General features: G+C 69.9%; 22 protein-coding genes and 3 tRNA genes. 19 read left to right on the top strand and 6 right to left on the bottom strand.

Annotated elements, in window-relative coordinates:
- The first annotated feature begins 29 nt into the window (after nt 1-29).
- Complete coding sequence (locus NFR93_RS07320) at nt 30-2,759, top strand: ATP-binding protein (protein WP_251451290.1); 2,730 nt, start codon at nt 30-32, stop codon at nt 2,757-2,759.
- Nucleotides 2,760-2,794: 35 nt separating this feature from the next.
- On the opposite strand, the gene NFR93_RS07315 is transcribed toward NFR93_RS07320, so the two are convergent.
- A complete protein-coding gene (locus NFR93_RS07315; protein WP_251451288.1) occupies nt 2,795-3,283 on the bottom strand; it encodes a YajQ family cyclic di-GMP-binding protein in 489 nt (162 codons plus the stop codon).
- A gap of 245 nt (nt 3,284-3,528) precedes the next feature.
- Between NFR93_RS07315 and NFR93_RS07310 the strand changes: the two genes are divergently transcribed.
- From NFR93_RS07310 to NFR93_RS07270, 9 genes are all read left to right on the top strand, one after another.
- Complete coding sequence (locus tag NFR93_RS07310) at nt 3,529-4,776, top strand: sugar ABC transporter substrate-binding protein (RefSeq protein ID WP_251451286.1); 1,248 nt, start codon at nt 3,529-3,531, stop codon at nt 4,774-4,776.
- A gap of 80 nt (nt 4,777-4,856) precedes the next feature.
- Nucleotides 4,857-6,479 carry an ABC transporter permease subunit gene (locus tag NFR93_RS07305; protein WP_251451285.1) on the top strand — a complete coding sequence of 541 codons (1,623 nt, stop codon included), beginning with the start codon at nt 4,857-4,859 and terminating at the stop codon, nt 6,477-6,479.
- A 1-nt stretch (nt 6,480) separates the two neighbouring features.
- Nucleotides 6,481-7,473 (top strand): sugar ABC transporter permease, encoded by a 993-nt coding sequence (locus NFR93_RS07300; protein WP_251451283.1) that lies wholly within the window; start codon nt 6,481-6,483, stop codon nt 7,471-7,473.
- A gap of 45 nt (nt 7,474-7,518) precedes the next feature.
- Nucleotides 7,519-8,961, top strand: coding sequence for an alpha-amylase (locus NFR93_RS07295; RefSeq protein WP_251451281.1), 1,443 nt, complete (start codon nt 7,519-7,521; stop codon nt 8,959-8,961).
- A 164-nt stretch (nt 8,962-9,125) separates the two neighbouring features.
- Nucleotides 9,126-11,102: an alpha-amylase family glycosyl hydrolase gene (locus NFR93_RS07290; RefSeq protein ID WP_251451279.1), complete on the top strand. Its 1,977-nt coding sequence runs from the start codon at nt 9,126-9,128 to the stop codon at nt 11,100-11,102.
- Nucleotides 11,099-11,887, top strand: a complete 789-nt coding sequence (locus NFR93_RS07285; RefSeq protein ID WP_251451277.1) for a hypothetical protein — start codon at nt 11,099-11,101, stop codon at nt 11,885-11,887. The genes NFR93_RS07290 and NFR93_RS07285 overlap by 4 nt, the downstream gene beginning before the upstream one ends.
- A gap of 90 nt (nt 11,888-11,977) precedes the next feature.
- Complete coding sequence (locus tag NFR93_RS07280; RefSeq protein WP_251451275.1) at nt 11,978-12,478, top strand: FBP domain-containing protein; 501 nt, start codon at nt 11,978-11,980, stop codon at nt 12,476-12,478.
- Nucleotides 12,475-13,392 carry a PfkB family carbohydrate kinase gene (locus NFR93_RS07275; protein ID WP_251451274.1) on the top strand — a complete coding sequence of 306 codons (918 nt, stop codon included), beginning with the start codon at nt 12,475-12,477 and terminating at the stop codon, nt 13,390-13,392. The genes NFR93_RS07280 and NFR93_RS07275 overlap by 4 nt, the downstream gene beginning before the upstream one ends.
- Before the next feature lie 99 nt (nt 13,393-13,491).
- Nucleotides 13,492-13,573, top strand: a tRNA-Tyr gene (locus NFR93_RS07270).
- Nucleotides 13,574-13,594: 21 nt separating this feature from the next.
- Here NFR93_RS07270 and NFR93_RS07265 read toward each other — a convergent pair.
- The 3 genes from NFR93_RS07265 to NFR93_RS07255 all read right to left on the bottom strand — a co-directional run bounded on the left by NFR93_RS07265 (nt 13,595) and on the right by NFR93_RS07255 (nt 16,417).
- On the bottom strand, nt 13,595-13,882 hold the full coding sequence (locus NFR93_RS07265) for a hypothetical protein (protein ID WP_251451273.1): 288 nt from the start codon (nt 13,880-13,882) through the stop codon (nt 13,595-13,597).
- Nucleotides 13,883-14,134: 252 nt separating this feature from the next.
- Nucleotides 14,135-14,299, bottom strand: a complete 165-nt coding sequence (locus NFR93_RS07260; RefSeq protein ID WP_251451271.1) for a hypothetical protein — start codon at nt 14,297-14,299, stop codon at nt 14,135-14,137.
- 501 nt (nt 14,300-14,800) lie between these two features.
- Nucleotides 14,801-16,417 carry a phytoene desaturase family protein gene (locus NFR93_RS07255; protein WP_251451269.1) on the bottom strand — a complete coding sequence of 539 codons (1,617 nt, stop codon included), beginning with the start codon at nt 16,415-16,417 and terminating at the stop codon, nt 14,801-14,803.
- 38 nt (nt 16,418-16,455) lie between these two features.
- Here NFR93_RS07255 and NFR93_RS07250 point away from each other — a divergent pair, with 38 nt between their 5' ends.
- The 4 genes from NFR93_RS07250 (at nt 16,456) to NFR93_RS07235 (ending at nt 19,137) form a co-directional block, all read left to right on the top strand.
- Nucleotides 16,456-17,253, top strand: coding sequence for an inositol monophosphatase family protein (locus NFR93_RS07250; RefSeq protein ID WP_251451268.1), 798 nt, complete (start codon nt 16,456-16,458; stop codon nt 17,251-17,253).
- A 262-nt stretch (nt 17,254-17,515) separates the two neighbouring features.
- The gene (locus NFR93_RS07245) at nt 17,516-18,892 is read left to right on the top strand and encodes a peptidoglycan DD-metalloendopeptidase family protein (protein ID WP_251451267.1); all 1,377 of its coding nucleotides are present in this window, start codon (nt 17,516-17,518) and stop codon (nt 18,890-18,892) included.
- 65 nt (nt 18,893-18,957) lie between these two features.
- Nucleotides 18,958-19,029, top strand: a tRNA-Thr gene (locus NFR93_RS07240).
- Between the two features lie 34 nt (nt 19,030-19,063).
- Nucleotides 19,064-19,137 (top strand) — tRNA-Met (locus NFR93_RS07235).
- Nucleotides 19,138-19,142: 5 nt separating this feature from the next.
- On the opposite strand, the gene NFR93_RS07230 is transcribed toward NFR93_RS07235, so the two are convergent.
- Entirely contained in the window at nt 19,143-19,652 is a 510-nt protein-coding gene (locus NFR93_RS07230) for a nuclear transport factor 2 family protein (protein WP_251451266.1), read from the bottom strand.
- An 8-nt stretch (nt 19,653-19,660) separates the two neighbouring features.
- Nucleotides 19,661-20,782: an alanine dehydrogenase gene (gene ald, locus NFR93_RS07225; RefSeq protein WP_251451566.1), complete on the bottom strand. Its 1,122-nt coding sequence runs from the start codon at nt 20,780-20,782 to the stop codon at nt 19,661-19,663.
- A gap of 134 nt (nt 20,783-20,916) precedes the next feature.
- On the opposite strand from ald, the gene NFR93_RS07220 reads away from it, so the two are divergent.
- The 5 genes from NFR93_RS07220 to NFR93_RS07200 all read left to right on the top strand — a co-directional run bounded on the left by NFR93_RS07220 (nt 20,917) and on the right by NFR93_RS07200 (nt 25,160).
- Complete coding sequence (locus NFR93_RS07220; protein ID WP_251451265.1) at nt 20,917-21,399, top strand: Lrp/AsnC family transcriptional regulator; 483 nt, start codon at nt 20,917-20,919, stop codon at nt 21,397-21,399.
- A 214-nt stretch (nt 21,400-21,613) separates the two neighbouring features.
- Nucleotides 21,614-22,558 (top strand): transporter substrate-binding domain-containing protein, encoded by a 945-nt coding sequence (locus NFR93_RS07215; protein ID WP_251451264.1) that lies wholly within the window; start codon nt 21,614-21,616, stop codon nt 22,556-22,558.
- Between the two features lie 25 nt (nt 22,559-22,583).
- A complete protein-coding gene (locus NFR93_RS07210) occupies nt 22,584-23,378 on the top strand; it encodes an SDR family NAD(P)-dependent oxidoreductase (RefSeq protein ID WP_251451263.1) in 795 nt (264 codons plus the stop codon).
- Nucleotides 23,359-24,366 carry an amino acid ABC transporter permease gene (locus NFR93_RS07205; protein ID WP_251451261.1) on the top strand — a complete coding sequence of 336 codons (1,008 nt, stop codon included), beginning with the start codon at nt 23,359-23,361 and terminating at the stop codon, nt 24,364-24,366. Before NFR93_RS07210 ends, NFR93_RS07205 begins: the two co-directional genes overlap by 20 nt.
- Nucleotides 24,363-25,160, top strand: a complete 798-nt coding sequence (locus NFR93_RS07200) for an amino acid ABC transporter ATP-binding protein (RefSeq protein ID WP_285814548.1) — start codon at nt 24,363-24,365, stop codon at nt 25,158-25,160. The genes NFR93_RS07205 and NFR93_RS07200 overlap by 4 nt, the downstream gene beginning before the upstream one ends.
- The last annotated feature ends 7 nt before the right edge of the window (nt 25,161-25,167 follow it).

The following is a 25,167-nucleotide window of genomic DNA, read 5'->3' as shown; positions in this document are numbered from 1 at the left end:
ACCGTTACGGTGTCCTCAAAGGGGTGATCGTGTCCGTGCGACTGGAGCTGCTGGGACCGCCTCGCGTGCGGCGGGACGGCGCAGACGTGCGGTTCGACACGCGCAAGGCAGTCGCTCTCCTGGCCCTGCTGGCGGTCACGGGGCGGGAGTTCGGCCGAGACGCGCTCGCGGGAATGCTGTGGCCGGACCTGGAGAGGACGCGCGCTCGCGCCGCTCTGAGGCGCACGCTGTCCGTCGCGGCCGCCGTCGGTCCATCGCTCGTCGTGCACGCCGATCGCGTCGGTATGGATGCCGGGGCGGTGGACTGCGATGTGGTCGAGTTCCGCCGACTCGCCGCGTCGCCCGACGCAGCCGATTGGCGCCGCGCTGCAGACTTCGCAGCCGAACGGTTCGCGGAAGGCTTCGCGCTGCGAGACAGCCCGCCGTTCGACGATTGGATGCTGGGCGTCGCCGACGAGCTGCGCAACGAGCTTTCTCGCACCCTTGCCCGGCTCGTCGCCACGGCCACCGACGGCGGCTCGTGGCCCGAAGCGGTCGAATGGGCCCGGAGGCGCGTACAGGTGGATCCGCTCTCGGAACCCGCACACGCCGACGTCATCCGGGTGTCGGCATGGGCCGGTGACCGGCCCGGGGCGCTGCGCGCCTACCGGAGTCTGGTGCGACTCCTCGACCGCGAGCTCGGGGTGGCGCCCCTCCCCGAGACGTCGGCGCTGCACGAAGACATCCGCGCCGATCGACTCGCGCGACCCGCGACGGCATCCGTCCCCGAAGCGCCGCAGCCCACCGTCACACCGGACGCGTCCCCCGCTCAGCCGGCGACGAGGCTCGTCGGGCGAGAGGATCACCTGGCGCGACTGGCCGATGCGTGGAGTGCGGTGCCGGCATCCGGTCGCCTCATCGGCATCGTCGGCGAACCTGGACTCGGCAAGACCGTCCTGGCTGCGGCGGTAGCGGAGCATGCGGGGGGCCGGACCATCCGGATCGCCGGACGGGCGTCGGAATCGATGCTCGCCTACGCAGCCGCTAACGACCTGGTGCGCTCACTGCTGACCGTGGAGCCGGATCTCGTGGTGACCCTGGGGTCGTCCGCGGCGCCGTTGGCGGCTTTGGCCACACAGGTCGACGGTCCCGCACCGCGAACGATCCGTACCCCTGGCGACCTGCAGCGCGTGCACGAGGCCGTCCGCACAGCGATCGAGAGACTGACGGTCGGGGAGCCCCTGCTGCTCGTGGTCGATGACGCGGAACTGCTGGACAGGCCCTCTGCGGCGCTGCTCGGGTACATCGCGCGGCGGCTTCCGGCGGGCGTGCTCCTTGTCGTCGCGTGGGCACCGGGGCTCACGGACGGGCCTCTCCAGCAGGCGGTCGCGGAGTCCGGCGAGACGATCCTGCTGCAGCCGTTCGACGAGCGTCAGATCGTCGAACTCGCCGGACAAGGCGTCGACGCGGCGGAGGTCCTGCGCCGAACCCGGGGCGTCCCGCTGCTCGTGCGAGAAGTGGTCGCAGCGCCCTCGGAAGCGGAGGGCGGCCAGGTGCGCGACATCGTGTCGGCTCGCTTCACCGCGGCGTCCGAAACGGCACGACAGGTCGTAGCGGCATCCGTCGTGATCGGCTCGGTCGCCACGCCGGAACTGCTGCGCGCGGTGAGTGGGCGCGACGAGACCGAGACCGTCGAAGCGATCGAGGAGGCGGTCGCCCGGGGCCTTCTCGTCGAGCACGACGACACGCCCGGCTACGACGCGCCGCACGACCTCGTGAGGAGCGCGGCGTTGCAGGGGCTGTCGCTGGCTCGGCGTCGCCTCCTGCACGCCCGCGTCGCCGACGTCCTCGCGCGGCGGCACGCGGTCGATCCGCGTGCCACGCCTGCCGGTTCGGTAGCCCAGCATCTCGCGGAGGCGGGTCGCGAAACGGAGGCGGCATCGTGGTTCCTGAAAGCGGCGGCTGAGTCGGCGAGCGTGTCCGCCCACGAGGAATCGATCCTCCAGCTGCGGGCAGCGCTGGCCCTGGGCCGAGGCGGTGTCGACGAGTACTCGGCGATCGGAGCCGCTCTCGTCCGACTCGGTCGCTATCCCGAGGCGCTCATCGCGCTCGACCAGGCCTCGGCCATGGCCGAGGGCGAACCTCGACGTCGATCCGAGATCGAGCACGCCATCGCAGGGGTGCACGACCGTCTCGGTGACTGGGCACTGGCTCAGGCCCATCTGGAGGCGGCACGCGATCTCGCCGCAGAGGGGCCGGGGGGTCGCCGAGCGCGGGTGTCGGCAGACCTCGCACTCGTACTGCATCGCCGGAGTCACGACCTCGAAGCGAGGGAGGCCGCGAGTGCGGCCGAGCGCGCCGCCGTCGCATCGGGTGACGATGCGGCACGCACGCAGGCCGGCAACGTCCTCGGGATGATCGCCCTGGCCGACGGGCAGGTCGTGCGCGCCGAAGAGCATCTGCGGGATGCCGTCGCGCGCGCTCGCGCCCACGGCAACACCGATCTGCTGATCGCCGCGCTGAACAATCTCTCACGGGCGCTCGCCGCCGCCGGTGACGGTCCGCTCGCGCTGGACGCGGCGCGCGAGGCCCTGGTGCTCGCCGAGCGGCAGGGCGACCGTCACCGTCTCGCGGCTCTGCATTCGCAGACCGCCGACCTGCTGCACGCCGCCGGTCGAAACGATGAGGCGGTTGCGGAGCTCAAGCTCGCGGCGGCCGCCTTCGCCGACGTGCAGGGCGCGGCGGTGCGGCCCGAGGTGTGGACCCTCACCGAGTGGTGAGGGGAGCGACGGAGGCTCCGCGCGGCCCCTGTGCGCTACCGGTAGTTGATGAACTGAAGGTCGACGTCGAGGTCGGCGGCCTTCAGCAGACGCTGCACCTCTTGCAGGTCGTCGCGCGACTTCGACTGCACGCGCAGTTCGTCGCCCTGGATCTGCGACTTGACGGACTTGGGCCCCTCGTCGCGGATGATCTTCGAGATCTTCTTCGCGTTCTCGGAGGAGATGCCGTCCTTGATCGTCGAGACGATCCGGAACTCCTTGCCGCTGGCGGCCGGCTCGCCGGACTCGAGGCTCTTGAGCGAGATCCCGCGCTTGATGAGCTTGGTCTGGAAGACGTCGAGAACCGCCTTCGCGCGCTCTTCGGAGTTCGCCTTGATCAGGACGCTCTCGCCGGACCACTCGATCGAGGCGCCGGTGCCTTTGAAGTCGTACCGCTGCTCGACCTCCTTGCGCGCCTGATTCAGGGCGTTGTCGGCCTCCTGGTGGTCCACCTTGCTCACGATGTCGAACGAAGAATCAGCCATGCGGGGAAGTCTAGCGACGCGGACGCCGCCACCACCCTGCTGTGGCCGCGACGCCTCTGTAAGCGGTTCCAGCATCCATCAAAGGTCACGGCCTGATATCGAAGCGAACGTACTGTTTGCGCGATCGGCTTCGGTGACGTAAAAATGTAAGCGCTTGCAGTCATTGCTGCGGGCTTGAAGAACGGACTTCACGTGCCTACCGGCCCGAGAGTCCGGTTACACGCATTCAAGAGAGGCACACACCAATGAAGGTGAACAAGAGGAGCATCGTCGCCTTCGGCGCGATCGCCGCTGTTTCCTCGCTCGCGCTCGCCGGCTGCTCGTCCAGCACCGGTGACAGCGGCAGCGAGACCGAAGCCCCGTCCGCCGACTTCTCGGGCGAGATCACCGTCTGGGTGGACGCGGACCGCGCAGGCGTCCTCGAAGAGGCCGCCGCAGACTTCACCGAGACCACCGGCGTCGAGGTCAACCTCGTGCAGAAGGAGTTCGGCGAGATCCGCGACCAGTTCGTCCAGCAGGTTCCGACCGGCGAGGGCCCCGATGTGGCCGTCGGTGCGCACGACTGGCTCGGCGTGCTCGTCACCAACGGCGTCGTCGCCCCGGTCGAGCTCGGCGACAAGGCCTCCGAGTTCGAGCAGGTCGCGGTCGACGCCTGGGCCTACGACGGCCAGACCTACGCCGTCCCGTACGCCATCGAGAACATCGCGCTCCTGCGCAACACCGACCTCGCGCCCGAGGCGCCGGCCGACTTCGCAGACATGGTCGCGATGGGCGAAGAGGCGGGCACCGAGTACCCGTTCCTGGTCGGTCTCGACCCCGAGGCCGCCGACCCGTACCACCTCTACCCGTTCCAGACGTCGTTCGGCGCTCCCGTCTTCGGCACCAACGAAGACGGCTCGTACAACGCCGACGACCTGCAGATCGGCAACGAAGGCGGCCAGGCGTTCGCCGAGTGGCTGGGCGAGCAGGGTGCCGCCGGCGTGTTCAACACGAACATCACCGGTGACCTCGCCGTCGAGAACTTCACTTCGGGCAACTCGCCCTTCTTCCTCACCGGTCCGTGGAACGTTCCCGCAGCCGAAGAGGCGGGCATCAACCTCGCCGTCGACCCGATCCCGTCGGCCGGTGGCGAGACCGCTCAGCCCTTCGCCGGCGTCCAGGGCTTCTTCCTGAGCGCCGAGAGCGAGAACCGCCTCGCGGCCAACGAGTTCCTCGTGAACTACCTCGGCAGCGAAGAAGTGCAGACCGCGCTCTACGAGGTCGGCGGGCGCACCCCGGCCCTCACCGCAGCCTTCGAGGCCGCTGTCGCCGCAGACCCGCTGACCGCGGGCTTCGGTGAGGTCGGTGCTGAGGCTGTGCCGATGCCGAGCATCCCCGAGATGGGTTCGGTGTGGCAGTTCTGGGGCGTCACCGAGGCGGCCATCATCAACGGCGGCGACCCGGCGTCGCTGTGGGAGAAGATGGCGGCCGACATCCAGACGGCCATCGAGTAACACCCCTCCAGGCGGGGCGGCACCCACAGGGTGTCGCCCCGTCGTTCCGAGCCCTAGGATCCCGACCAAGGAGGCCGCCGATGACGACGCCGACCACACAGGACCGCCCGGCCGCGGTCGATCGCAAGAAGCAGACGCGATCCAAGCAAGCCGCCCGCATGGCGGAGGCCGCCGGAGGGGGCTGGAAGGTCCTCCTCGTCAAAGTCATCGCGCTCGGCATCATCGATGCCCTCGCGCTGTACTCGATCTTCGTGCTCATCCAGAGCGAGCAGTGGATCCCGGCCGCGATCATCGCCGTCGTCACCCTCTACGCCAACTGGATCTACTTCAGCCGCGGCCATCTGCCCGCGAAGTACCTGGTCCCGGGGCTCATCTTCCTCTTCGTCTTCCAGGTGTTCGCCGCCCTCTACACGGGCTATGTCGCGTTCACCAACTACGGCACCGGCCACAACAGCACCAAGGACAGCGCGGTCAACTCGCTGCTGCTGTCGGCGCAGGAGCGCGTCCCCGACTCGCCCGCCTACGGCCTCACCATCGTCGAGCAGCTCGGCGAGTTCTCGTTCCTCGTCACCGACCCCGAGGGCAACGTCGAGATCGGCGGCGACGAGCGTCCGCTGACCCCCGTCGACGGCGCCGAGATGGACGGCGGCAAGGCGGTCGGGCTCACCGGGTACAACACGCTCGACTTCGCCGGGATCGTCGCCAACCAGAACGTCATCGCCGACATGGCCGTGCCGCTCAGCGAGGACCCCAACGACGGCGCCCTGCGCACTCCGGACGGGTCGTCGGCTTACGTCTATCTGTCGAACCTCGTCTACGACGCGGATGCCGACACGATGACCGACACGCGAGACGGTGTCGTCTACACCGACATCGGCACCGGAGCGTTCACGGCCGAGGACGGCACCGAGCTCATGCCCGGCTGGCAGATCTGGGTCGGCTTCGACAACTTCACCCGCGCGTTCGCGGAGGAGTCCATCCGCGGCCCGTTCTTCACCGTGCTCGTGTGGACGTTCGCGTTCGCGTTCCTCTCGGTGGCGACGACGTTCGTCATGGGCCTGTTCGTCGCGATCGTCTTCAACGATCCGCGGATGAAGTCCAAGAAGTACTACCGGCTCATCATGATCCTGCCGTACGCCTTCCCGGGGTTCCTCTCGGCGCTGGTGTGGGCGGGAATGATGAACCAGGAGTTCGGCTTCATCAACAACGTCCTGCTCGGCGGGGCCGACGTCCCCTGGCTCACCAACGAATGGCTGGCGAAGTTCAGCATCCTGCTGGTGAATCTGTGGCTCGGATTCCCCTACATGTTCCTCATCTGCACGGGCGCGCTCCAGGCCATCCCCGATGAGCTGCAGGAGGCGGCCCGCGTCGACGGCGCGACCGCGTGGCAGGTCTTCCGCAACATCAAGCTGCCGCTGCTGTTCGTCGCCGTCGCACCGCTGCTGATCGCCTCGTTCGCCTACAACTTCAACAACTTCAGCCTGATCTACATGCTGACCGGCGGCGGCCCGCGCGATGCGACCGCCGGGGTCAACGTCGGAGCCACCGACATCCTCATCACGATGGTCTACAAGGTCGCGTTCGTCGGCTCCACCGCCGACTACGGACTGGCCAGCGCGTTCTCGATCATCATCTTCATCCTGGTCGCGACGATCTCGGTCATCGCGTTCCGACGGACCAAGGCCCTCGAGGAGCTGAACTGACATGAGCAACCTCCAACCCGGCGCCCCGGCATCCGGAGCCCTCGTCGAATCGGTGGCCACCGCGAAGGACGACACCGTGGCATCCGCCGGCAGCGGCCACAGCGACGCGGGGGTCCGCGGCGAGCACAAGGCACCGCCCCGGCCCTTCAAGCGCTACTTCCGCGAGACCGGCTGGCGACACATCGTCGGCGTGGTCGTGGCGATCTTCGCGATCTTCCCGCTGATGTACGTCTTCTCGGCATCGCTGAACCCCGGCGGCACACTGCTGACGGCGAACGGCCTGTTCCAGAACGTGAACTTCGAGAGCTACGCGACGCTGTTCACCTCGAACCAGCAGCCCTACGGCGCGTGGTATCTCAACACCCTCATCATCGGGCTCGTGACGTCCGCCGGCACCGTGATCCTCGGCGCGCTCGCGGCGTATTCGTTCTCGCGCATGCGCTTCACCGGCCGCCGGTTCGGGCTCACCACCCTGCTGGTGGTGCAGATGTTCCCGCAGATGCTGGCGATGGTCGCGATCTTCCTGCTGATGGTCGCGATCGGCGACATCTTCCCGGCGATCGGCCTGAACTCGCAGATCGGTCTCATCATGGTCTACCTCGGCGGCGCGCTGGGGGTGAACACGTACCTCATGTACGGGTTCTTCAACACGGTGCCCGCCTCGATCGACGAAGCCGCCAAGATCGACGGCGCGGGCCACGCCCGCATCTTCTTCACGATCATCCTGCGACTGGTCGCGCCGATCCTGGCCGTCGTCGGACTGCTGTCGTTCATCGGGACCTCGAGCGAGTTCGTGCTGGCCAGCGTCATCCTCATCGACCCCGACAAGCAGACGCTCGCCGTGGGTCTCTACAAGTTCATCTCGGACGAGTTCTCGAAGAACTGGAGCGTGTTCGCCGCCGGGGCGGTGCTGGCGGCCATCCTCCCGGTCGGTCTCTTCCTCGCCCTCCAGCGCTACATCGTGGGAGGCCTGACCGCCGGCAGCGTGAAATAGCGGATGCCGGGACGTACCGCTTCTCGCATTCGTCGGGTGCGGGGGATGTCAGCCGTCCTCGCGACGGCAGCCGTCCTCGCCGCCTGCACGGCCCCGGTGGGGCAGGAGCCCGCGGCCGCGGCGCCGGATGTCGGCATCCAGCTGTTCCAGCTGCCCTGGACCGCGATCGCCGAGGAGTGCGAGACGACCCTCGGGCCGAACGGCTTCGCGTGGGTGCTGACCTCTCCGCCCCAGGAGCACATCGACCGTGAGGAGTGGTGGGCGTCGTACCAGCCGGTGAGCTACGACCTCGAGTCCCGGCTCGGCTCGCGCGAGGAGTTCGCCGAGATGGTCGAGCGCTGCGACGCCGCCGGAGTGGAGATCATCGCCGACGCGGTCGTCAACCACATGACGGGACAGGACACCCCCGGCGTCGGATTCGCGGGCACCCCGTACGAGCACTACGAGTACCCGGGCCTGTACACCGACGCCGACTTCCACCACTGCGGGCTGACGTCCTTCGACGACATCGAGGACTACACCTCTCGCGAGCAGGTGCAGACGTGCGAGCTGGTGAACCTCGCCGATCTCGACACCGCCAGCACGACCGTCCGCGAGACGATCGGCGCCTACCTCGACGACCTGCTGTCGCTGGGCGTGGCGGGATTCCGCATCGACGCGGCCAAGCACATGCCCGCCGACGACGTCGCGGCGATCGTCGGCGCGCTGCCGGAAGGCACGCGCATCATCAGCGAGGTCATCCGCGGCGGAGGCGAACCCGTCGTCCCCGAGGAGTACACCGCCTTCGGCGAGGTCTTCGAGTTCACCTACGCGCGGGACCTCGCTCCGGCGCTGTCCAACGGCGTGTTCTCGGACCCCGGGCTGGAAGGGGAGCGGCCCCTGCACGTCTCGCCCGACCGCGCCGTCGTCTTCGTCGACAACCACGACACCGAGCGCGGCGAGGCCGACGTGACCTACCGGGACGGCCCGCTCTACGTCATCGCGAACGCCCTCATGCTGGCCGACGACTACGGAACTCCCGTCGTCTACTCCGGGTATGCCTTCACCGACCGCGACGCCGGCGCCCCGACCACCGCCGACGGCGTGGTCGAGGCGACGACGTGCGCCGAGGCGGATGGCCCCGCGGGCGAGTACGAGGACGGCGAGCGCACCTGCGTCCAGTCATGGCCGGCCATCACGGGGATGCTGGAATTCCGCGCGTATGCCGGTGACGCACCCCGCATGCCGGGGGTCGACGACGGCGACGCGTACGGCTTCGAGCGCGAGGGCCGTGGTGTCGTCGCGGTCAACGTCGGCGACGAGACGCACGTGATCGAGATTCCGACGTCCCTCGAAGACGGGTCGTACTGCGACGTCGTCTCCGGCGGCGCCGACCCGGCATCGGGCGACCGCTGCGCGGGTGCCGAATACACCGTCGCGGACGGCGTCGCGACCTTCGAACTGGGGCCCGCTGCGGCCGCGGCCATCCATGTCGGCGCGCGCCTCTGACGGGCTGCGCAGGGTGCGGCATCCATGGCACAATCGTCACCGCCCGCTCGCGGGCACCGTCTACAACTGCACAACAATTCAAGGGCTCTGTCACGGCTTCCCGGCTGTGCAACCACGTCGCATCCACCGGCGGCGCTGCCGCCTGACCTCGTGAAAGGCCCGTCATGACAACCCTTCTTCCGCACCACGACGGCTCGCCGCTGTACGTGTCGAACCTCGAGCCGGCGCTCGGCGAGACCGTCACCGTGCGCCTGCGCGTTCCCGCCGGCTACGGCCCGATCGTTGCGGTGGGCACGCGCTCCAATCCCGATCACGAGCCGGAGTGGACCCGGGCGGTCCGCGCAGGGGAGGTCGACGGCTGGGAGTGGTGGGACGCCCCCGTCACGGTCCGCAACCCCCGCCACGGCTACCGGTGGGTCATGCGGCACGCCGACGGCCGCGTCGAGTGGCTGAACCAGACCGGCATCCACACGCTCGAGACCCTCGACGCCGAGGACTACGCGCTGGTCGCGTCGCCGGCCCCGCCCGCGTGGATGTACGACGCGGTCATGTACCAGGTCTTCCCCGACCGCTTCGCCCGGTCCGCCCGCGCGGACGAGCGCGACGTGCCCGACTGGGCGGTGCCGGCGCAGTGGAGCGATCCGGTCGACCCGATCTTCCCCGGTCGCTCCCAGCAGTTCTACGGCGGCGATCTCGACGGCGTGATCGACAAGCTCGACCACCTCGTGGGCCTGGGCGTGAACCTGCTCTACCTCACGCCGGTCTTCCCTGCGGCCTCCAACCACCGCTACGACGCGTCGAGCTTCGACCGCGTCGACCCCCTTCTGGGCGGCGACGAGGCACTCGTCCGGCTCATCGAGGCGGCGCACGCCCGCGGCATCCGGGTGATCGGCGATCTGACCAGCAACCACTCGGGTGACCGGCACGAGTGGTTCCAGGCTGCGCTCGGCCACCCCGGCGCGCCCGAGGAGGAGTTCTACTACTTCACCGACGAGGCCAACACGCAGTACCAGTCGTGGCTCGGCACGCCCACGCTGCCGAAGTTCAACTGGGCGAGTGAAGAGTTGCGGCACCGCTTCATCGAGGGCCCGGAGTCCGTGGTGGCGAAGTGGCTGAAGGCTCCGTTCCACCTCGACGGCTGGCGCGTCGACGTGGCGAACATGACCGGTCGCCTGGGCGAGATCGACCTGAACGCCGAGGTCCGCCAGCTCATGCGGCGCACGATGATCGAGATCAACCCCGAGACGATCCTGGTCGCCGAGTCGACCAACGACGCCGCGAGCGACCTGCAGGGCGACGGCTGGCACGGCGCGATGACCTATCCGTCGTTCACCCGGCCGCTGTGGGGCTGGCTCTGCGAGCCGACCGAGCAGTCGTACCTGACGGCGGAGGGCGAGACGCGCACCGAGCCGTGGTTCTTCGGGCAGCCCATCGGCGGCATCCCCCGCTACACCGCGCGCGACTTCGCGGGCGCGGTCGTGCGCTTCACGGCCGGCATCCCGTGGCGTGTGCGCCTCGGCAACATGCAGCCGCTGGACACCCATGACACCGGCCGCTTCGCCACCAACGCCGGCCCCGGCACGATCCCCGTCGCCGCGGGCCTGTCGATGACCCTTCCCGGGATGCCGGTGGTCTTCGCCGGTGACGAATACGGTCTCACCGGCATCGACGGCGAGATGAGTCGCACGCCCATGCCGTGGGGGAGCGAGGACGAGCCCGAGACGGCGGAGCGGCTCGCCCTGTACCGCGACCTCATCGGACTGCGGCGCGCGCACCCCGCGCTGGCCACCGGGGGCATGCGCTGGGTGCACCTCGACGACGACGCGATCGTGTTCGTCCGCGAGTCGGCGGACGAGACGATCCTCGTGCTCGCCGCGCGCGGCGACGTCGACGTCGAGCTGACGCCGGGCCTGGTGACCGGCGCCGAGGCGGCCGAGGCGCTGTTCGGCGAAGCCACCCTCGGCGCCGCCGGCGACGGCGCGGTACTGCTCTCGGCCGACGGTCCGGCGTTCGCGGTGTGGCGCCTGAACGGTGTGACGGCGCCCGCTCCCGCACGGGTCGGCGGCCTCGCGGCGGACGACGATCGGGGCGTTGCGGCCGCAGACGCCGCCACCCCGGCCGACGAGGTGGCGGGGGAGTGACCTCGCCCGAGCGGTTCGCGCAGCTGAGCGCGGGCCTGGCCGCGGGTGTGCGCTCGCGCGAGGGGCTCGTCGGGCTGGTCCTCCTGGGCTCCGCGTCGGATGAGGCAGAGGCACGGCGTGACGAGTGGTCGGATCACGACTTCTTCGCCATCACCGAATCGGGAGCGGGCGCGCGCATCCGACCCGATCTGTCGTGGCTGCCCGAGCAGGACAGACTCGTGCTCACCGCGCGCGAGGGCGAGATCGGCTTCGCGGCGGTCTACGACGACGGGCACGTCCTGGAGTTCGCCTTCTCGGACGCCGACGAGCTGGCGGGCGCGCTCGCCGGTGAGGCCACCGTCGTGGTCGACGACGCCGCGGGGACGACAGCCGAGCTGGTGGCCCGGTCCCGCGCGCGCGCCGAGCCCGCAGACCGGTTCGATCCCGCCAACGACGTCCGCCTCGTGCTGGTGAAGCTGCTGATCGGGGTCGGACGCGCTCGCCGCGGCGAGGTGCTCAACGCCAACGGCTTCATCCGGCAGTGGGCGGTGCAGCAGCTCGTGCAGGCGATCCGCGGGCGTTTCGCGGCAGCGTCCACCACCGCCCGCGACACCATCGACCCGCTGCGGCGGTTCGAGCAGGACTTCGCCGAGTGGGGCGCGCGCATCGCGTCCGAGCTCGATCGTCCGCTCGAAGCAGCCGCCCGCGGGCTGTTCGATCTCACCCGCGAGATCCTCGAGCCCGGCTGGTCGGACTTCCCGTCCGCCGCAGCCGACGCCGTCGCCCGGCGCCTCGGCTGGAGCTGACCTCCCCGAGGCCGTCACCCCCGGCATCCGATGACGACGACGGATGCCGGGGGTCGGCCGCGCTCGTACACTGAGGGTCGAGGTGATGCCATGCGTTCGCTGACCGAGGCCGAGATCCGAGAATCGTTCGTCAATGCGATGCCCGAGGAGATGAGGCTCGTCGCGGTGCCGCACGACTTCGCGCTCGTGGAGTGGGATCACCAGGACTTCTACGCGTGGCGGGACCCCCGCACCCGCGGACGCGGCTACCTCGTCGCAGAGGTGGACGGCTCTGCCCGCGGCGTCGTGCTGCGCGCGGCCGAAGGCACCTCCCGGGCGCGGGCCGCCATGTGCAATCTCTGCCACACCATGCAGCCGGCGGATCAGGTCTCGCTCTTCAGCGCCCGCAAGGCCGGTCGCGCGGGTGAGCACGGCGACAGCATCGGCACGTACATCTGCGCCGACCTGTCGTGCCACGAGAACGTCCGCCTCGCGGCGCCCCTCGCTCCCAACGAGGTGCGGGCGAGCGTCGACATGCGCATCGACGGCACCCGCCGCCGCACCGAGGCCTTCGTCGGCCGCGTACTCGAAACAGCAGGGAGCAGGACATGACCGGACCGGTGGTGGTGATCGGCGATGCACTCATCGACGAGCTGCGCGACGACAGCGGCGTCCGCGAGTTCGTCGGCGGAGCCGCCCTCAACGTCGCGGTCGGCCTGTCGCGACTAGGGGTCTCGACCGCGCTCATCGCGATGGTCGGCGACGACGAGGCGGGCGATCACATCCGCAGCTTCCTCGCCGACTTCGGTGTGCGGCTGATCCCGACCGCATCGCCGCTGGGCACCGCGCGCGCCGTGAGCACGCGCAGCGGCGGCGGCGAACCCGAGTACGTCTTCAACGAGGCGTCGCAGCGGCGCCGCATCCGCTACGGCGACGCCGAGCGCGCAGCCATCGCCGAGGCGCCGCTCGTGGCCATCAGCTGCATCGCCCTCGACGACCTCGCACAGACGCGGGAGCTCGGCGAGGTGCTCAGCGCCACGGGCGTCCGATTCGCGATCGACCCGAACCCGCGCACCGGCATGCTGTCGGACCGCGCGGAGTTCGTACGCGGCTTCGAGGGGCTCGCCGCCTCGGCGACCCTCGTCAAGGTCGGCGAGGACGACGCGACGCTGCTGTACGGCGAACCGCTCGACACCCTGCGCGCGCGGCTCATCGACCTCGGGGCAGGAGCGGTCCTGGCGACCTACGGCTCGGCGGGCGCGGCGATCGAGGCCGGGGGCGCGGTCGTGAATCGACCGATCTCGGCTCTGCCCGGGCGCATCGTCGACACGATGGGAGCGGGCGACGCCGCGTTCGCGGCCACCCTCGCGGCACTGCTCGACCGCTCGCCCGGCAACCAGGACGAATGGGGGGACGTGCTGCAGTACGCCATGGACGTCGCCGCCGCGACGTGCCGCTTCGAGGGCGCACTGCTGCGCCTCCCGCGTGCGCTCGAGGACGACGACATCGACCGCATCGGCACCTGACGCCGCCGGGCCGCCTCGATTTCGGAGCACGGGCCGGGACAGAGTAGGATTGTTGATCGCGCCTCTGGTCGACTGAGAAAGCCGGGCGGGTGCGCACCTGGCGAGTTACCCAAGCGGCCAAAGGGATCTGACTGTAAATCAGCCGGCGTAGCCTTCGGGGGTTCGAATCCCTCACTCGCCACCGATTTCGAGGGGCTCCGCATCAGCGGAGCCCCTCGGTCGTTCCCGGGGTTCCGTCGGCGGCATCCCGTCGCGGGGTGGCCGCGTGCCAGGATGGTCGGGCGGGTGACGGCACCCGCGGAAGAGGGAACGCCATGAACGCGCCAGACCACACGACGCCGGTGACCGAACGCTCCGACGCGTCCACGTCGCCGCTGCTGCGCGCCGCGATCTGGGTCGCCATCGGCGCGCTCATCGCCGCCGCGATCGTCTGCGTGGTGTGGGTGCTGATCGGCTCGCAGAACGGGATCGTCGGGCGCGCGTTCCTCACGATCCTGCTGCTCGTCGGCTTCGCGGGCGTGGCGATCCTCGACGCCCACCTGGCGCCCCGGCGCCCCGCATGGTTCGCTCTGGCGAGCATGGCGTCATGGGTGGCGGCCCTGCTCATCGGGGCCGTGCTCATCTGGATGCCGGAGCGCTACTCGTGGGGCGGCTTCACCCGCTTCGTGCAGTTCCTGCTGATCGTGCTCATCCTGCAGCTCGCGCTCCTGCACGTGCGGCTCTACGCCAAGGCGTTCCAGCGCTACGTCACCCCGTTCACGCAGACCGTCGCGATCGTCACGATCTCGCTCGTCGTCGCGCTGGCCGCCCTGCTCATCGTGCCGCTCGTGGTGAACGAGTGGGTCGACTTCCCCGAGCTGTACTGGCGCATCGTCGTGGCCGCGGCGATCCTCGCGGCGGTGGGCACCGCCCTCATCCCGCTGGTCAACGTGCTCTTCGCACCGAAGAAGCCGCAGGCCTTCCCGGGGCCGGCCTACGGTCATGCCCCCGCGGTCCCCGCCACCGCGCACGCGAATCAGCCCGCGGCAGCCGTCCCTGCGACGGCATCGTCCCCGGCGGCGGCGAACCCCGACGACACCGGTGAGCTGCTGCCGTGGCCGACCTTCGTCGACGGCGCCACGCCCCTGCCGATGATGCCCGACGGGTCGCCCGACTGGGGTGCCTACTACACCGGCTACCCGTCCGAGGGCGCCCAGGTCTTCGGATACCCGCAGCCCGCGCCCTACGGATCCCAGTCGGATGCCGCGCCGCCGGTTCCGGCCAGCCCCGCACCGCCCGTCCCGCCCGCCCCCGCGGTGCCGCCGGCGCCGTCGACCGCGGAGGAGCCGGCACCCCGCCCCGCCGCTCCGCCGGCTCCCGCGCCCGAGGGCTTCCGCCCCCCCGCCCTGCCGCCGCGCCGTAACCCGGATCAGCGGTCGAGGATCTCGAGCGCTGCCATCGCGGCGTTGTGTCCGCCGATGCCGCTGACCGCGCCGCCGCGCCGAGCGCCCGATCCGCACAGCAGCACCGTCGCATGTTCCGTCTGCACGCCCCACCGCCGGGCCGGGGAATCCCGCACGTCCGCGTCGTCGGCCCAGGGCCACGACAGGGGCCCGTGGAAGATGTCGCCGGAGGTCATACCGAGGTCGTCCTCGAGGTCCGCCGTCGTGCGCACCTCGATGCAGGGGCTCCCGTCGGGGGCCACGAGGACGCAGTCGTCGATCGGTTCGGCCAGCACGGAGTCGAGCGAGCCACGAGCCGCAGCCAGCAGCTCGCTGCGCGCGGCATCCCGGTCGGCGCGGGCCACCAGGCGGTGCGGCACCTGCAGCCCGAACAGGGTCAGCGTCTGCGCGCCCTGCGCACGCAGGTCGGGGCCGAGGATCGTCGGGTCGGTGAGGGAATGGCAGTAGATCTCGGCCGGCAGCGGGTCGGGGACCCGCCCTGCGGTCGAGGCCGCGTGGGCGGCATCGAGCTGGGTGAGGGTTTCGTTGATGTGGAAGGTGCCGGCGAACGCCGCCTCGGCGGCGACGCGCTCGTCGCGGAGGCGGGGGAGTCGGCGCAGCAGCATGTTGACCTTCACCTGCGCGCCCTCGGGCTGCGCCCCTCCGGTCGGCGCGGTCCCGGCTGAGCCGCCCGATGCGGCATCCGAGCCCCCCAGCAGACGGGCCAGCACCGCCGGGCCGACACCGCTCAGCACCAGCCTCGCGTGCACGTGCTCTCCGCCCGCGAGGGTCACCTCGCCGTCGGGCGTCACCGACTCGACCTCGACCCGGGTCCTCAGCTCTGCGCCGGCCTCGCGCGCGGCCCGGGCGAGCTCGCCGCTGACGGCGCCCATGCCGCCCACGGGCACATCCCAGTCGCCGGTGCCGCCGCCGATCACGTGATACAGGAAGCAGCGGTTCTGGCGCAGGTCCGCCTCGTCCGCGGCGGCGAACGTCCCGATGAGGCCGTCGGTGAGGGCGATGCCCCGCGCGAGATCCGTAGCCAGGGCTCCGCGGACCATGCCGCCGAGCGGCTGCTCGACGAGTTCGCTCCAGAGCCGGTCGTCGCCGAGCCGTTCCCGGATGCTGCGCGCCGACGTCAGCGGCTCGGTCACCGTCGGGAACAGCAGTCGGGCCAGCGGTGCCAGTCGGTCGTAGAACGCCGCGAACCGCCCGGCCTCGGCCTCGTCGCCGGTCGCGCGCATGAAGGACGCGGCCGTGGCTGCGGCATCCTGCGTGTCGACGAGGATGCCGCGCGTGGTGTCGGCCGGATCGGGGGTGTACGAGGAGTAGCGACGCCGCAGCAGGGTGAGGCGCAGGCCGAGGTCGTCGATGATCTGCCGGGGGAGGAGGCTCACGAGGTAGGAGTAGCGCGAGAGGTGCGCGTCGACGTCCGCCCACGGCCGCTCGGACACGGCAGCGCCGCCGACATGGTCGAGACGCTCCAGCACGACCACGGAGCGACCGGCGCGCGCGAGGTAGGCCGCGGCGACGAGGGCATTGTGGCCGCCGCCGACGATCGCGACGTCGTAGGTGCGGCGAGCGGGGGCGGGGGCCTCGGGCATGGTCACACGGTAACAACGGTCGGGCGTAGCGTGGGGGTGTGACCGCACCCGCCGACCTGCAGCAGCTCGCCGTCGAGATCGCCCGCGAGGCCGGTGAACTCGCACGACGCCGCCGATCCGAGGGCGTCTCGATCGCGGCGACCAAGTCCGCCGTCGCCGACATCGTCACCGAGGCCGACCGCGAGGTGGAGCAGCTGATCCGCGACCGTCTCGCTCGCGCGCGGCCCGACGACGGCTTCCTCGGCGAGGAGTCCGGCGCCGAACGAGGCACGAGCGGCATCACCTGGGTGGTGGATCCGATCGACGGCACGGTCAACTACGCCTACGGCATCCCCTCGTACGCCGTCAGCATCGCCGCCGTGTCGGGGGAGCCCGACCCCGCGACGTGGGATGCCGTCGCGGGCGCCGTCTTCAATCCGGTCAGTGGCGAGCTGTTCCGAGCCGCGCGGGGCGAGGGTGCCTGGCTCGGCGACGAGCGACTCGCGGTCAACGCCGAGCCCACCGCTGCCGGCGCGCTGCTGGCTACCGGGTTCGGCTACGACCCCACGACCCACGCCGGCGACCTCGCGCGCGTCGCGCGGGTGATGCCGCTCGCACGCGACCTGAGACGCATCGGCGCGGCATCCCTCGACTTCGCCTTCGTTGCGACAGGACGACTGGACGGGTACTTCGAGCCCGGGCTGCAGCCGTGGGACCACGCCGCCGGTGCGCTCCTGGTCGAAGAAGCCGGGGGCCGCGTGTGGCGCGAAGGGGGAACCGCCGTGCGTCGGCTGTTCGTAGCCGCGGGGCCGGGCCTTTTCGACAGGCTGTGGCGCGCGGCATCCGGAGCCGAGTGAGGGCGTCCGGCGGGGCCGAAGCTGAAAACCCTGTTACCGTTCGGTTTCGTACATGGCATTCCCAGTCGGCCTTGGGTAGTGTTTACCCGATCGTTACTTTCGTCGCCCGCACGGCGTGAGTGATTTCCTCCCTCCGAGTACGCCCCTCGCTCGCCCGAGCGACACGACCCGAGAGCCCCACCCCGCTTTGCCTCTTGATACCCCTCTGGCTGCCCCTGCGCCTACGCGCCGTTCCAGCCGAACCGCCGCCACGCCTGTCCAGGTGACCGTGGAGCGCGTCGAGGTATCGCGAGCCGAACTGCGCCGTCGCGTGGCAGACACCGGCTCCACGGCCTCGCTGCCCGACCGGGTCGACCTCCCGCAGGACGTCGAGCCGGCGACCGCGCCTGTTGCCGAGGCCGCTCCCGCAATCGTCGTGCCCACGTCGCGTCGTGCGCGCCGCGCCGCCGGACCCGCGGTGACAGCGGACCAGCCGGCGCCCCCCGTCGTCGATGAGGTCGACGCCACCGGGCCCGATACGGCGGAAGTGCAGGCCGTCCGCCTGGACGTTCCCGTCGTCGACGCCGACACCGGCGCGATGACCGCACTTCCCGAGCCGACGCTCGGTCGCCGAGCCCGCCGGGTGCGTCCTCAGCCTCAGCCCGCGGCCGCGCGTCCCGACGCCGTCCTGGTTCCGGCCGAGCCGTTCGAGCTTCTCGAGCCCTCGGGCCCGGACGCGCCCGCAGACGAGGCCGCCGCTGATGACCAGGACGCGGCAGCCCCGGCATCCGATGTCGATGCCTTCGCCGCCGCGGTGGCCCTCTTCTCGTTCACCGGTGAGACCCCGGTCCAGGCTCCGGTCTCGGTTCCGGCGGCCCCGGTGTCTGCCCAGACCGTCGTCGCGCACACCGCGCCGCGCACGCTCCGCGGGCGCAAGGTGCTCAAGAACCTCGCCACGGCCTCGTTCTCGGTGGGGGTCATGGGTATCGTCGGGCTGATGACCGTCGGCATGACGACGCCCGCTGAGGCCGTCGCCGCCGCCAACGGCGCTGAATCGGCGGTCACGGTCGTCGCCCCCGGCGACACCGAGGCCGGCATCGCCGCCGACGAGATCCAGGCGTACGTCGCCCCCTCGGGTACCGAGAGCGTCGACCTCACCCGCACCGAGAAGTACGACACGCTCACGATGGCCGAGATCGCGTCGGAGTCGGGCATCCAGAACTTCTCCAACTTCTTCGTCAACGACCCCAACGCCGAGATCCAGTGGCCGTTCGCGGTCGGCGTGCCGATCAGCTACGGCTTCGGCATGCGCTCCGGTCGCATGCACGAGGGCGTCGACTTCACCCCCGGCGCGGGTTCGCCCATCCAGGCGATCGCCGACGGCGTCGTGCGCGAGGCGACGACCGCGGGCGGCGCCTACGGCGTGCACGTGATCATCGACCACGAGATCGACGGCCAGCTCGTCTCGAGCCACTACGCGCACATGGAGTACGGCTCGCTCAAGGTCGAGCCCGGCCAGAAGGTCACGGTCGGCACGATGCTCGGAACGACGGGCAACACCGGGCGCTCGTTCGGCGCCCACACGCACTTCGAGATCCTGATGAACGGCACCACGGCGATCGACCCGATTCCGTGGCTTCGGCAGTACGCCGGAGGCTGACCCGCGATTCAGCAGGATGCCGCGGCTCTGGTATTCTCTTCTAGTTGCCTGCTCGCAGGCAGCACGCCCCGATAGCTCAGTGGCAGAGCACTTCCATGGTAAGGAAGGGGTCGTCAGTTCAATCCTGACTCGGGGCTCGCAGCATCCATCGTCGCGACGCGGATGCCGTGCGGCGGGGTAGCTCAGTTGGTGAGAGCGCACGACTCATAATCGTGAGGTCGCGGGTTCAAGCCCCGCTCCCGCTACAGATTCAAACCCCCGGTTCGCCGGGGGTTTCGTCGTTTGGCGCATCCACGGGCGGCGGAATGACCTGCTGGACCCACCGCGCCTCGGTGCAGATCCGTCGACGGGTGAACAGCCAGCGGCCGTCGATCCGCGCGTACTCGTCCTCGTAGCGGATGAGGAACGCATGGTCGAGATCGAACGGGAATCTGCCGTTCTGATGGTGGTCCCGATAGAGGTGGTGTGCGGTGCAGTAGACGATCCCGGTCGCCGTGTCGCCGTGAAGATCGATCCGCTGCGTCGTGACGAGATGCATCGTCCGGTCGTAGCGGCGCAGCTGATCCTCGGGGATCCGCAGGACGTCCGCGTGACCGCGAACGGTGTCGCCGCTCTCGAGCGCGATGTGCGGGGCGAAGAGCGCGCGCCACCGTGCCCGGTCATCGGTGTCGAGGGCCACCGCGTACTCGTGCGACAGACGCCGGATCGCCAGATCGTCCGCGATGAGTTCGGGCGACTCCTCGGCGTGCTCGTTGGGCATGTCCTGATTCACGCGGCCTGCAGGAGCGACGCGGTGGGGACATGTGCGAGGTCGAGAGCGTCGGCGACGCTGGCATTCGTCAGTACGCCCTCGTGCGTGCTGAGACCCCGCGCGAGCGCTTCGTCCGCGGCCAGGGCGTTCCGCCAACCCCGGTTCGCCAGGGCGAGGACGTAGGGCGCCGTCGCATTCGTGAGCGCCATGGTGCTGGTCTCGGGTACGGCCCCGGGCATGTTCGCCACGCAGTAGAACGTGGTGTCGTGAACGGCGAAGGTCGGCTCGTCGTGAGTGGTGGGTCGTGACCCCTCGAAGCACCCGCCCTGATCGATCGCGATGTCGACGAGGACCGCGCCCGCCTTCATACCCGCGACCATCTCGTCCGTGACGAGCTTCGGCGCGGCGGCGCCGGGGATCAGAACGGACCCGATGACGAGGTCGGCGTCCGCGAGCTGCCGCGCGATCTCGAGATTCGAGGAGTGGCGCGTCTGCACGTGGCCCGAGAGGTCGGACTCGAGTGTCTTCAGCCGATTCAGCGAGAGGTCGATCACGGTGACGTCGGCGCCCAGTCCGACGGCGTTGCGCGCAGCGCTTTCGCCCGCGACGCCCCCGCCGATCACCACGACCTTCGCCTTGCGGGTGCCGGCGACGCCGCCCAAGAGGGTTCCGCGCCCGCCGGCCGGTCGCATGAGGTGGTACGCGCCGACCTGGATGGAGAGTCGGCCTGCCACCGCGCTCATCGGAGCCAGCAGGGGCAGGCTGCCGTCCTGCAGCTGCACCGTCTCGTACGCGATCGCCGTGGTCTTGCTGGCGAGCAGCGCCTGAGCGCACTGTCGAGACGCAGCGAGATGCAGGTAGGTGAACAGCACCTGCCCCTCTCTCATTCGCGGGAACTCCTCCGCAATGGGCTCCTTCACCTTCAGCAGCAGGTCGGCTCGCTCCCACACCTCGTCCGCCGTCGCCACGATCCGGGCGCCCGCGCCCGCGAAGGCTTCGTCGGTGATGCGCGAACCCGCGCCCGCCCCGCTTTCGATCAGCACCTCGTGCCCGTGGCGGGTGAGGGTGTCCACCATCTCGGGCGTCGCTGCCACCCGGTCCTCGTTGTTCTTGATCTCTGCCGGTACGCCGATGCGCATCATCCACGGTCCTTTCCGCTCACAACGAAATGGTGAACGAACGACCGCAGACGCAGTATTCTTTCGACGAAGATTCGCCGAATCTGCAATAACTCGCAGAAAATGCGTTCTGCAATCGAGAGCAGGGTGATGTGATGAAGCATCTGCGCGCCGACGAGGTCGACGACATCGATCGTCGCATTCTGGATGCCCTCGCCGACGACGGGCGCATGACCAACGCAGAACTCGCCGCCCGAGTGGGCATCGCGCCTTCGACGGCCCACGGGCGAATGCGCGGGCTGGTCGAGCGAGGCGTCATCACGGGCTTCGTCACCAGTGTCGACGCAGCCAAACTGGGTCACGGATTCCAGGCGCTCATCGGCGTCACGCTGCGGCCCGGGGCCCGGCAGGAGAGCATCGTCGATTTCGCCGAGCAGACGCGAACGTTTCCGGAGGTCGTGCAGATGTTCTTCCTGGGCGGCGTCGACGACTTCATCGTCCACGTCGCGGTGGAGGACTCGTCTGCTCTGCGGCGGTTCGTCGTCGAGAACATCTCGGGTCATCCTCGTGTGGCCTCGACGAGGACCAACATCATCTTCGACTATCACCGCAACGTCGTCGTCGAGTCCTTCACCTGACGCGCGCGTCTGCCCGTCCCTTCATCAACCCCTGCTCCCGTCGGAGCGGGGGTTGCGTCGTCGTGCACCGTGAACGACTCGCCCGAGGTGGTTGACACGAACGAACGCATAGTGAACACTCGTGCGTACACCGAACACGCACCCATGATGGCGCCAATCAGTCCCGCCCTGCCATCACGCGGCGCTCCGCCCGAACGTCGAAGGAGAAGTCTCGATGAACAGCTTCATCGCACCCCGCCGGATTCTCATCGGCCTCGCAGCCGCTGCCGCGTCAGGCCTCGTCCTCGCCGGCTGCACCAGCGCCTCCACCGGCGGCGACTCCGCTGAGACGGACGCAGCGAGTGTGGAGGTCGCGGGTGTGGTGATCGAGAAGGATGACGACCTCGCCGCGCTCGTGCCGCAGGAGGTCGTCGATCGCGGCACGCTCACGGCCATCCAGTTCGACAACGCGCCGGCCGACACCTTCTTGGGGGAGGACGACGAGATCACCGGGTGGGGACCCGACCTCGGCCGCGCCGTGGCCGGACTCCTCGGGCTCGAATACCAGGCCGAGGTATCGGGGGCGTTCGACACCTTCATCCCCGGCATCGAGAACGGTCGCTACGACACCTCGTGGGCATCGATCATCGCAACGCCGGAGCGACTCGAAGTCGTCGACATCGTCGCGGTGCACGAGAGCACGACGGGCGTGATCACGAAGGAAGGTGCGGGCCTCAGCATCAGCGCGCCGGAAGACCTCTGCGGCCTCCGCGTGGGCGCCCTCGCGGGATCGGCGTTCCTCATCCAGATGGAGGAGATCGTCACCCTCTGCGAGGACGCGGGCGAGTCGGCTCCGACGATCGACTCCTTCCCGCAGCAAGGCGCCGCGCAGCTGGCGGTGAGCTCGGATCGCATCGACGCGTTCATGACGGCTAAGGGCCAGCTCTCGTGGCTCCTGCGCGAGGACAGCAGCGCCGAAGGCTTCGAGATCCAGCCGCTGGACTATCAGCCCAACCTCGAGGGGGTCGCCGTCAGCCGCGATTCCGGCATGACGGAGGCGATCACGGCCGCGATGAACAAGCTCATCGAAGACGGTTCGTACGAGACGATCATGGGCTTCTGGGACATCGACTTCGGTCTCCTCGACGAAGCCGTCGCCAACCCCGACGTTTCCGGCTGACGCCGGTCCGCCTGCATCGACAGTCATGGCATTCGCACGGCCCGCAGGGGCAGACAGAAGATCCTCCAGACTCTCCGGGCGGATCGCGCTCGTCCTCGGAGCGAACCAGGACCGTGGCGTCGCCGCCGCGACCACGCTCGCGAGCCTCGGCGCGCGCGTCGTCGTCGTCGACGGGGACGCCGAACGGCTCGAGGCGTGCTTCGGGGGCGACGCGCGCTTTCGCATCCGCCCGTTCCCCGTGTCATGCACCGAGGACCTCGTCGACCTCGCCGCGGTCTTCCCCGAGACGGACGTCCTGATCCAGTGCGGCGACGATCTTCCTTCGCCCGTCTCGTCGTGTCTGGAAGCGATCCGACCGTTCCTCCCCGCGATGGCGGCACGCCGTCGGGGATCCATCATCTCGATCTCGTCCCCGCGGCCATCCTGTGCAGGTCGCGGGGGCGGGCCCTCGTCGGCGGAGGGGACGCCCAGCGGCATGCTGCGCAGCGTCGCGGCCGACATGCAGCCGTTCGGAGTCCGCGTGAACGTCGTCGAAGCCACCGGTGTGGAGTGCTCCTCCGCCGTGACGTTCCTCGCTTCGGACTCGTCCGCCCATGTGTCGGGCTCCGTTCTCGCGATGGAAGGCGGCTGGACGGCTCTGCGGAGCCTCGACGACAGTCGCGTCCCGACGAGCTCGGCACGTTCGCACGGCGCGGGTTTCGCCATCTCGACGGGACGCGCGGCCGAGCGCCCCGTCCCGTTCCCCCTTTCGCTGCCGGTGGGCCCGCGCGGGATGCGGAACACGACGACCGAGGACCTCTATGAGCGACGACGCGCCTGAGCGCGGGCCCGTCCGCGGCCCGCTCACGACCACGCTCCAGATCGGACGTGAGTCGTCGCGCAAGCAGGTCCGCGTCCACAGCGGCCGCCGCATCGCGGGCCGGATCGGCGGCTGGGCGCTGCGCATCCTGGTCGTGCTCATCGTCCTCGAGATCGTGTCGAAGTTCCTCACCGCCGACGCCATGCGATGGGACGTCGTGGGGGAGTACCTTTTCAACGCCAAGGTGCTGGACGGGGTTCTGCTGACCCTTCTCCTCACCGCCGTCGCGATGATCCTCGGATGCCTCATCGGGCTGATCCTCGCCCTCATGAAGATCTCCAACAGCCTTCTTCTCAACGCCGCCGCCGACGGCTACATCTGGCTGTTCCGGGGTACGCCGCTGCTCGTGCAGCTGCTGTTCTGGTACAACCTCGCGAGCTTCCTCCCGACGCTGTCGATCGGCATCCCCTTCGGCCCGCAGTTCGTCGAGTTCGACACCAACACCGTCATCACGTCGATGGTCGCGGCGATGCTGGGGCTCGGTCTCAACGAGGGCGCGTACATGTCGGAGATCATCCGCGCCGGCATCCAGTCCGTCGACCAGGGGCAGGGCGAAGCGGCCGCGGCCCTCGGCATGTCGCGCCGGCGAGCGATGCGTCGCATCGTGCTTCCGCAGGCGATGCGCGTGATCGTGCCGCCGACGGGCAATCAGGTGATCTCCATGCTCAAGGGCACGAGCCTGGTGAGCATCGTCGCGATCAGCGAGCTCCTCTACACGGTGCAGGTCATCTACGCGCGCACGTTCGAGACCATCCCGCTCCTCGTCGTCGCGTGCATCTGGTACCTCGCCCTCACGACGGTCCTCTCCATCGGCCAGAGCTACATCGAACGGCACTACGCCCGCGGGGCGACCCGGAGCGCGCCCGACACCTACGCCACGAAGCTGAGGCGGATGCTGGTGCGCAGGACGCCGATGCCATACACGCCCCAGGAGGCTCCACGCTCATGAGCACCGTCGCCGACCCGATCATCCGCATCGAGTCCGTCAGCAAGAGCTTCGGACCCCTCGAGGTGCTGCACGGCGTCGACCTCGAGGTCTTCCCTGGCGAGGTCGTCTGCGTCATCGGTCCGTCCGGTTCGGGCAAGTCGACGCTCCTGCGCTGCGTCAACCACCTCGAGCGCCCCGACGCGGGAGTCGTCCGCCTGGACGGCGAGATCGTCGGCGTCCGTGAGAGCCGGGGGCAGCTGGTCGAGATCGCACCCGCCGAGCTGGCGCGTCAGCGCACCGAGATCGGCATGGTGTTCCAGAGCTTCAACCTCTTCGGACACATGACCGTGCTCGAGAACATCGTCGAAGCGCCCACCCAGGTGCTCGGCACACCCCGCGCCGAGGCGCAGGCCCATGCGCAGCAGCTTCTGCAATGGGTGCGTCTCGAGGGCAAGGAGTCGACCTATCCGCGGCAGCTCTCCGGCGGTCAGCAGCAGCGCGCGGCGATCGCACGCGCGCTCGCGATGCGTCCGAAGGTCATGCTGTTCGACGAGCCGACATCGGCCCTCGATCCCGAGACGGTGGGGGAGGTCCTCTCCGTCATGCGCCGGCTCGCCTCGGAGGGGCTCACGATGATCGTCGTGACGCACGAGATCGAGTTCGCACGCGAGGTGGCCGACCGGGTCGTGTTCATGGACGAGGGGCGCATCGTCGAGGTCGGCGCCGCCGCGCAGGTCCTCGACACCCCCCGCGAGGAGCGGACGCGCCGATTCCTCTCGCGGATCCTGGACACCCGCGCCGACGTCGAAAGCTGAGGCCGGG

The organism is Microbacterium sp. Marseille-Q6648, from assembly GCF_943181415.1.
In the GTDB taxonomy this organism is placed as follows: Bacteria; Actinomycetota; Actinomycetes; order Actinomycetales; family Microbacteriaceae; genus Microbacterium.
This window is presented reverse-complemented; position numbering and strand designations above follow the sequence as displayed.

Excerpts from the sequence above, each read along its gene's own strand:
- NFR93_RS07315 (WP_251451288.1), bottom strand. The coding sequence starts at position 3,283 with ATGGCTGATTCTTCGTTCGACATCGTGAGCAAGGTGGACCACCAGGAG.
- NFR93_RS07310 (WP_251451286.1), top strand. The coding sequence starts at position 3,529 with ATGAAGGTGAACAAGAGGAGCATCGTCGCCTTCGGCGCGATCGCCGCT.
- NFR93_RS07305 (WP_251451285.1), top strand. The coding sequence starts at position 4,857 with ATGACGACGCCGACCACACAGGACCGCCCGGCCGCGGTCGATCGCAAG.
- NFR93_RS07300 (WP_251451283.1), top strand. The coding sequence starts at position 6,481 with ATGAGCAACCTCCAACCCGGCGCCCCGGCATCCGGAGCCCTCGTCGAA.
- NFR93_RS07295 (WP_251451281.1), top strand. The coding sequence starts at position 7,519 with ATGTCAGCCGTCCTCGCGACGGCAGCCGTCCTCGCCGCCTGCACGGCC.
- NFR93_RS07290 (WP_251451279.1), top strand. The coding sequence starts at position 9,126 with ATGACAACCCTTCTTCCGCACCACGACGGCTCGCCGCTGTACGTGTCG.
- NFR93_RS07280 (WP_251451275.1), top strand. The coding sequence starts at position 11,978 with ATGCGTTCGCTGACCGAGGCCGAGATCCGAGAATCGTTCGTCAATGCG.
- NFR93_RS07275 (WP_251451274.1), top strand. The coding sequence starts at position 12,475 with ATGACCGGACCGGTGGTGGTGATCGGCGATGCACTCATCGACGAGCTG.
- NFR93_RS07255 (WP_251451269.1), bottom strand. The coding sequence starts at position 16,417 with ATGCCCGAGGCCCCCGCCCCCGCTCGCCGCACCTACGACGTCGCGATC.
- NFR93_RS07230 (WP_251451266.1), bottom strand. The coding sequence starts at position 19,652 with ATGCCCAACGAGCACGCCGAGGAGTCGCCCGAACTCATCGCGGACGAT.
- ald (WP_251451566.1), bottom strand. The coding sequence starts at position 20,782 with ATGCGCATCGGCGTACCGGCAGAGATCAAGAACAACGAGGACCGGGTG.
- NFR93_RS07220 (WP_251451265.1), top strand. The coding sequence starts at position 20,917 with ATGAAGCATCTGCGCGCCGACGAGGTCGACGACATCGATCGTCGCATT.
- NFR93_RS07215 (WP_251451264.1), top strand. The coding sequence starts at position 21,614 with ATGAACAGCTTCATCGCACCCCGCCGGATTCTCATCGGCCTCGCAGCC.
- NFR93_RS07210 (WP_251451263.1), top strand. The coding sequence starts at position 22,584 with ATGGCATTCGCACGGCCCGCAGGGGCAGACAGAAGATCCTCCAGACTC.
- NFR93_RS07205 (WP_251451261.1), top strand. The coding sequence starts at position 23,359 with ATGAGCGACGACGCGCCTGAGCGCGGGCCCGTCCGCGGCCCGCTCACG.
- NFR93_RS07200 (WP_285814548.1), top strand. The coding sequence starts at position 24,363 with ATGAGCACCGTCGCCGACCCGATCATCCGCATCGAGTCCGTCAGCAAG.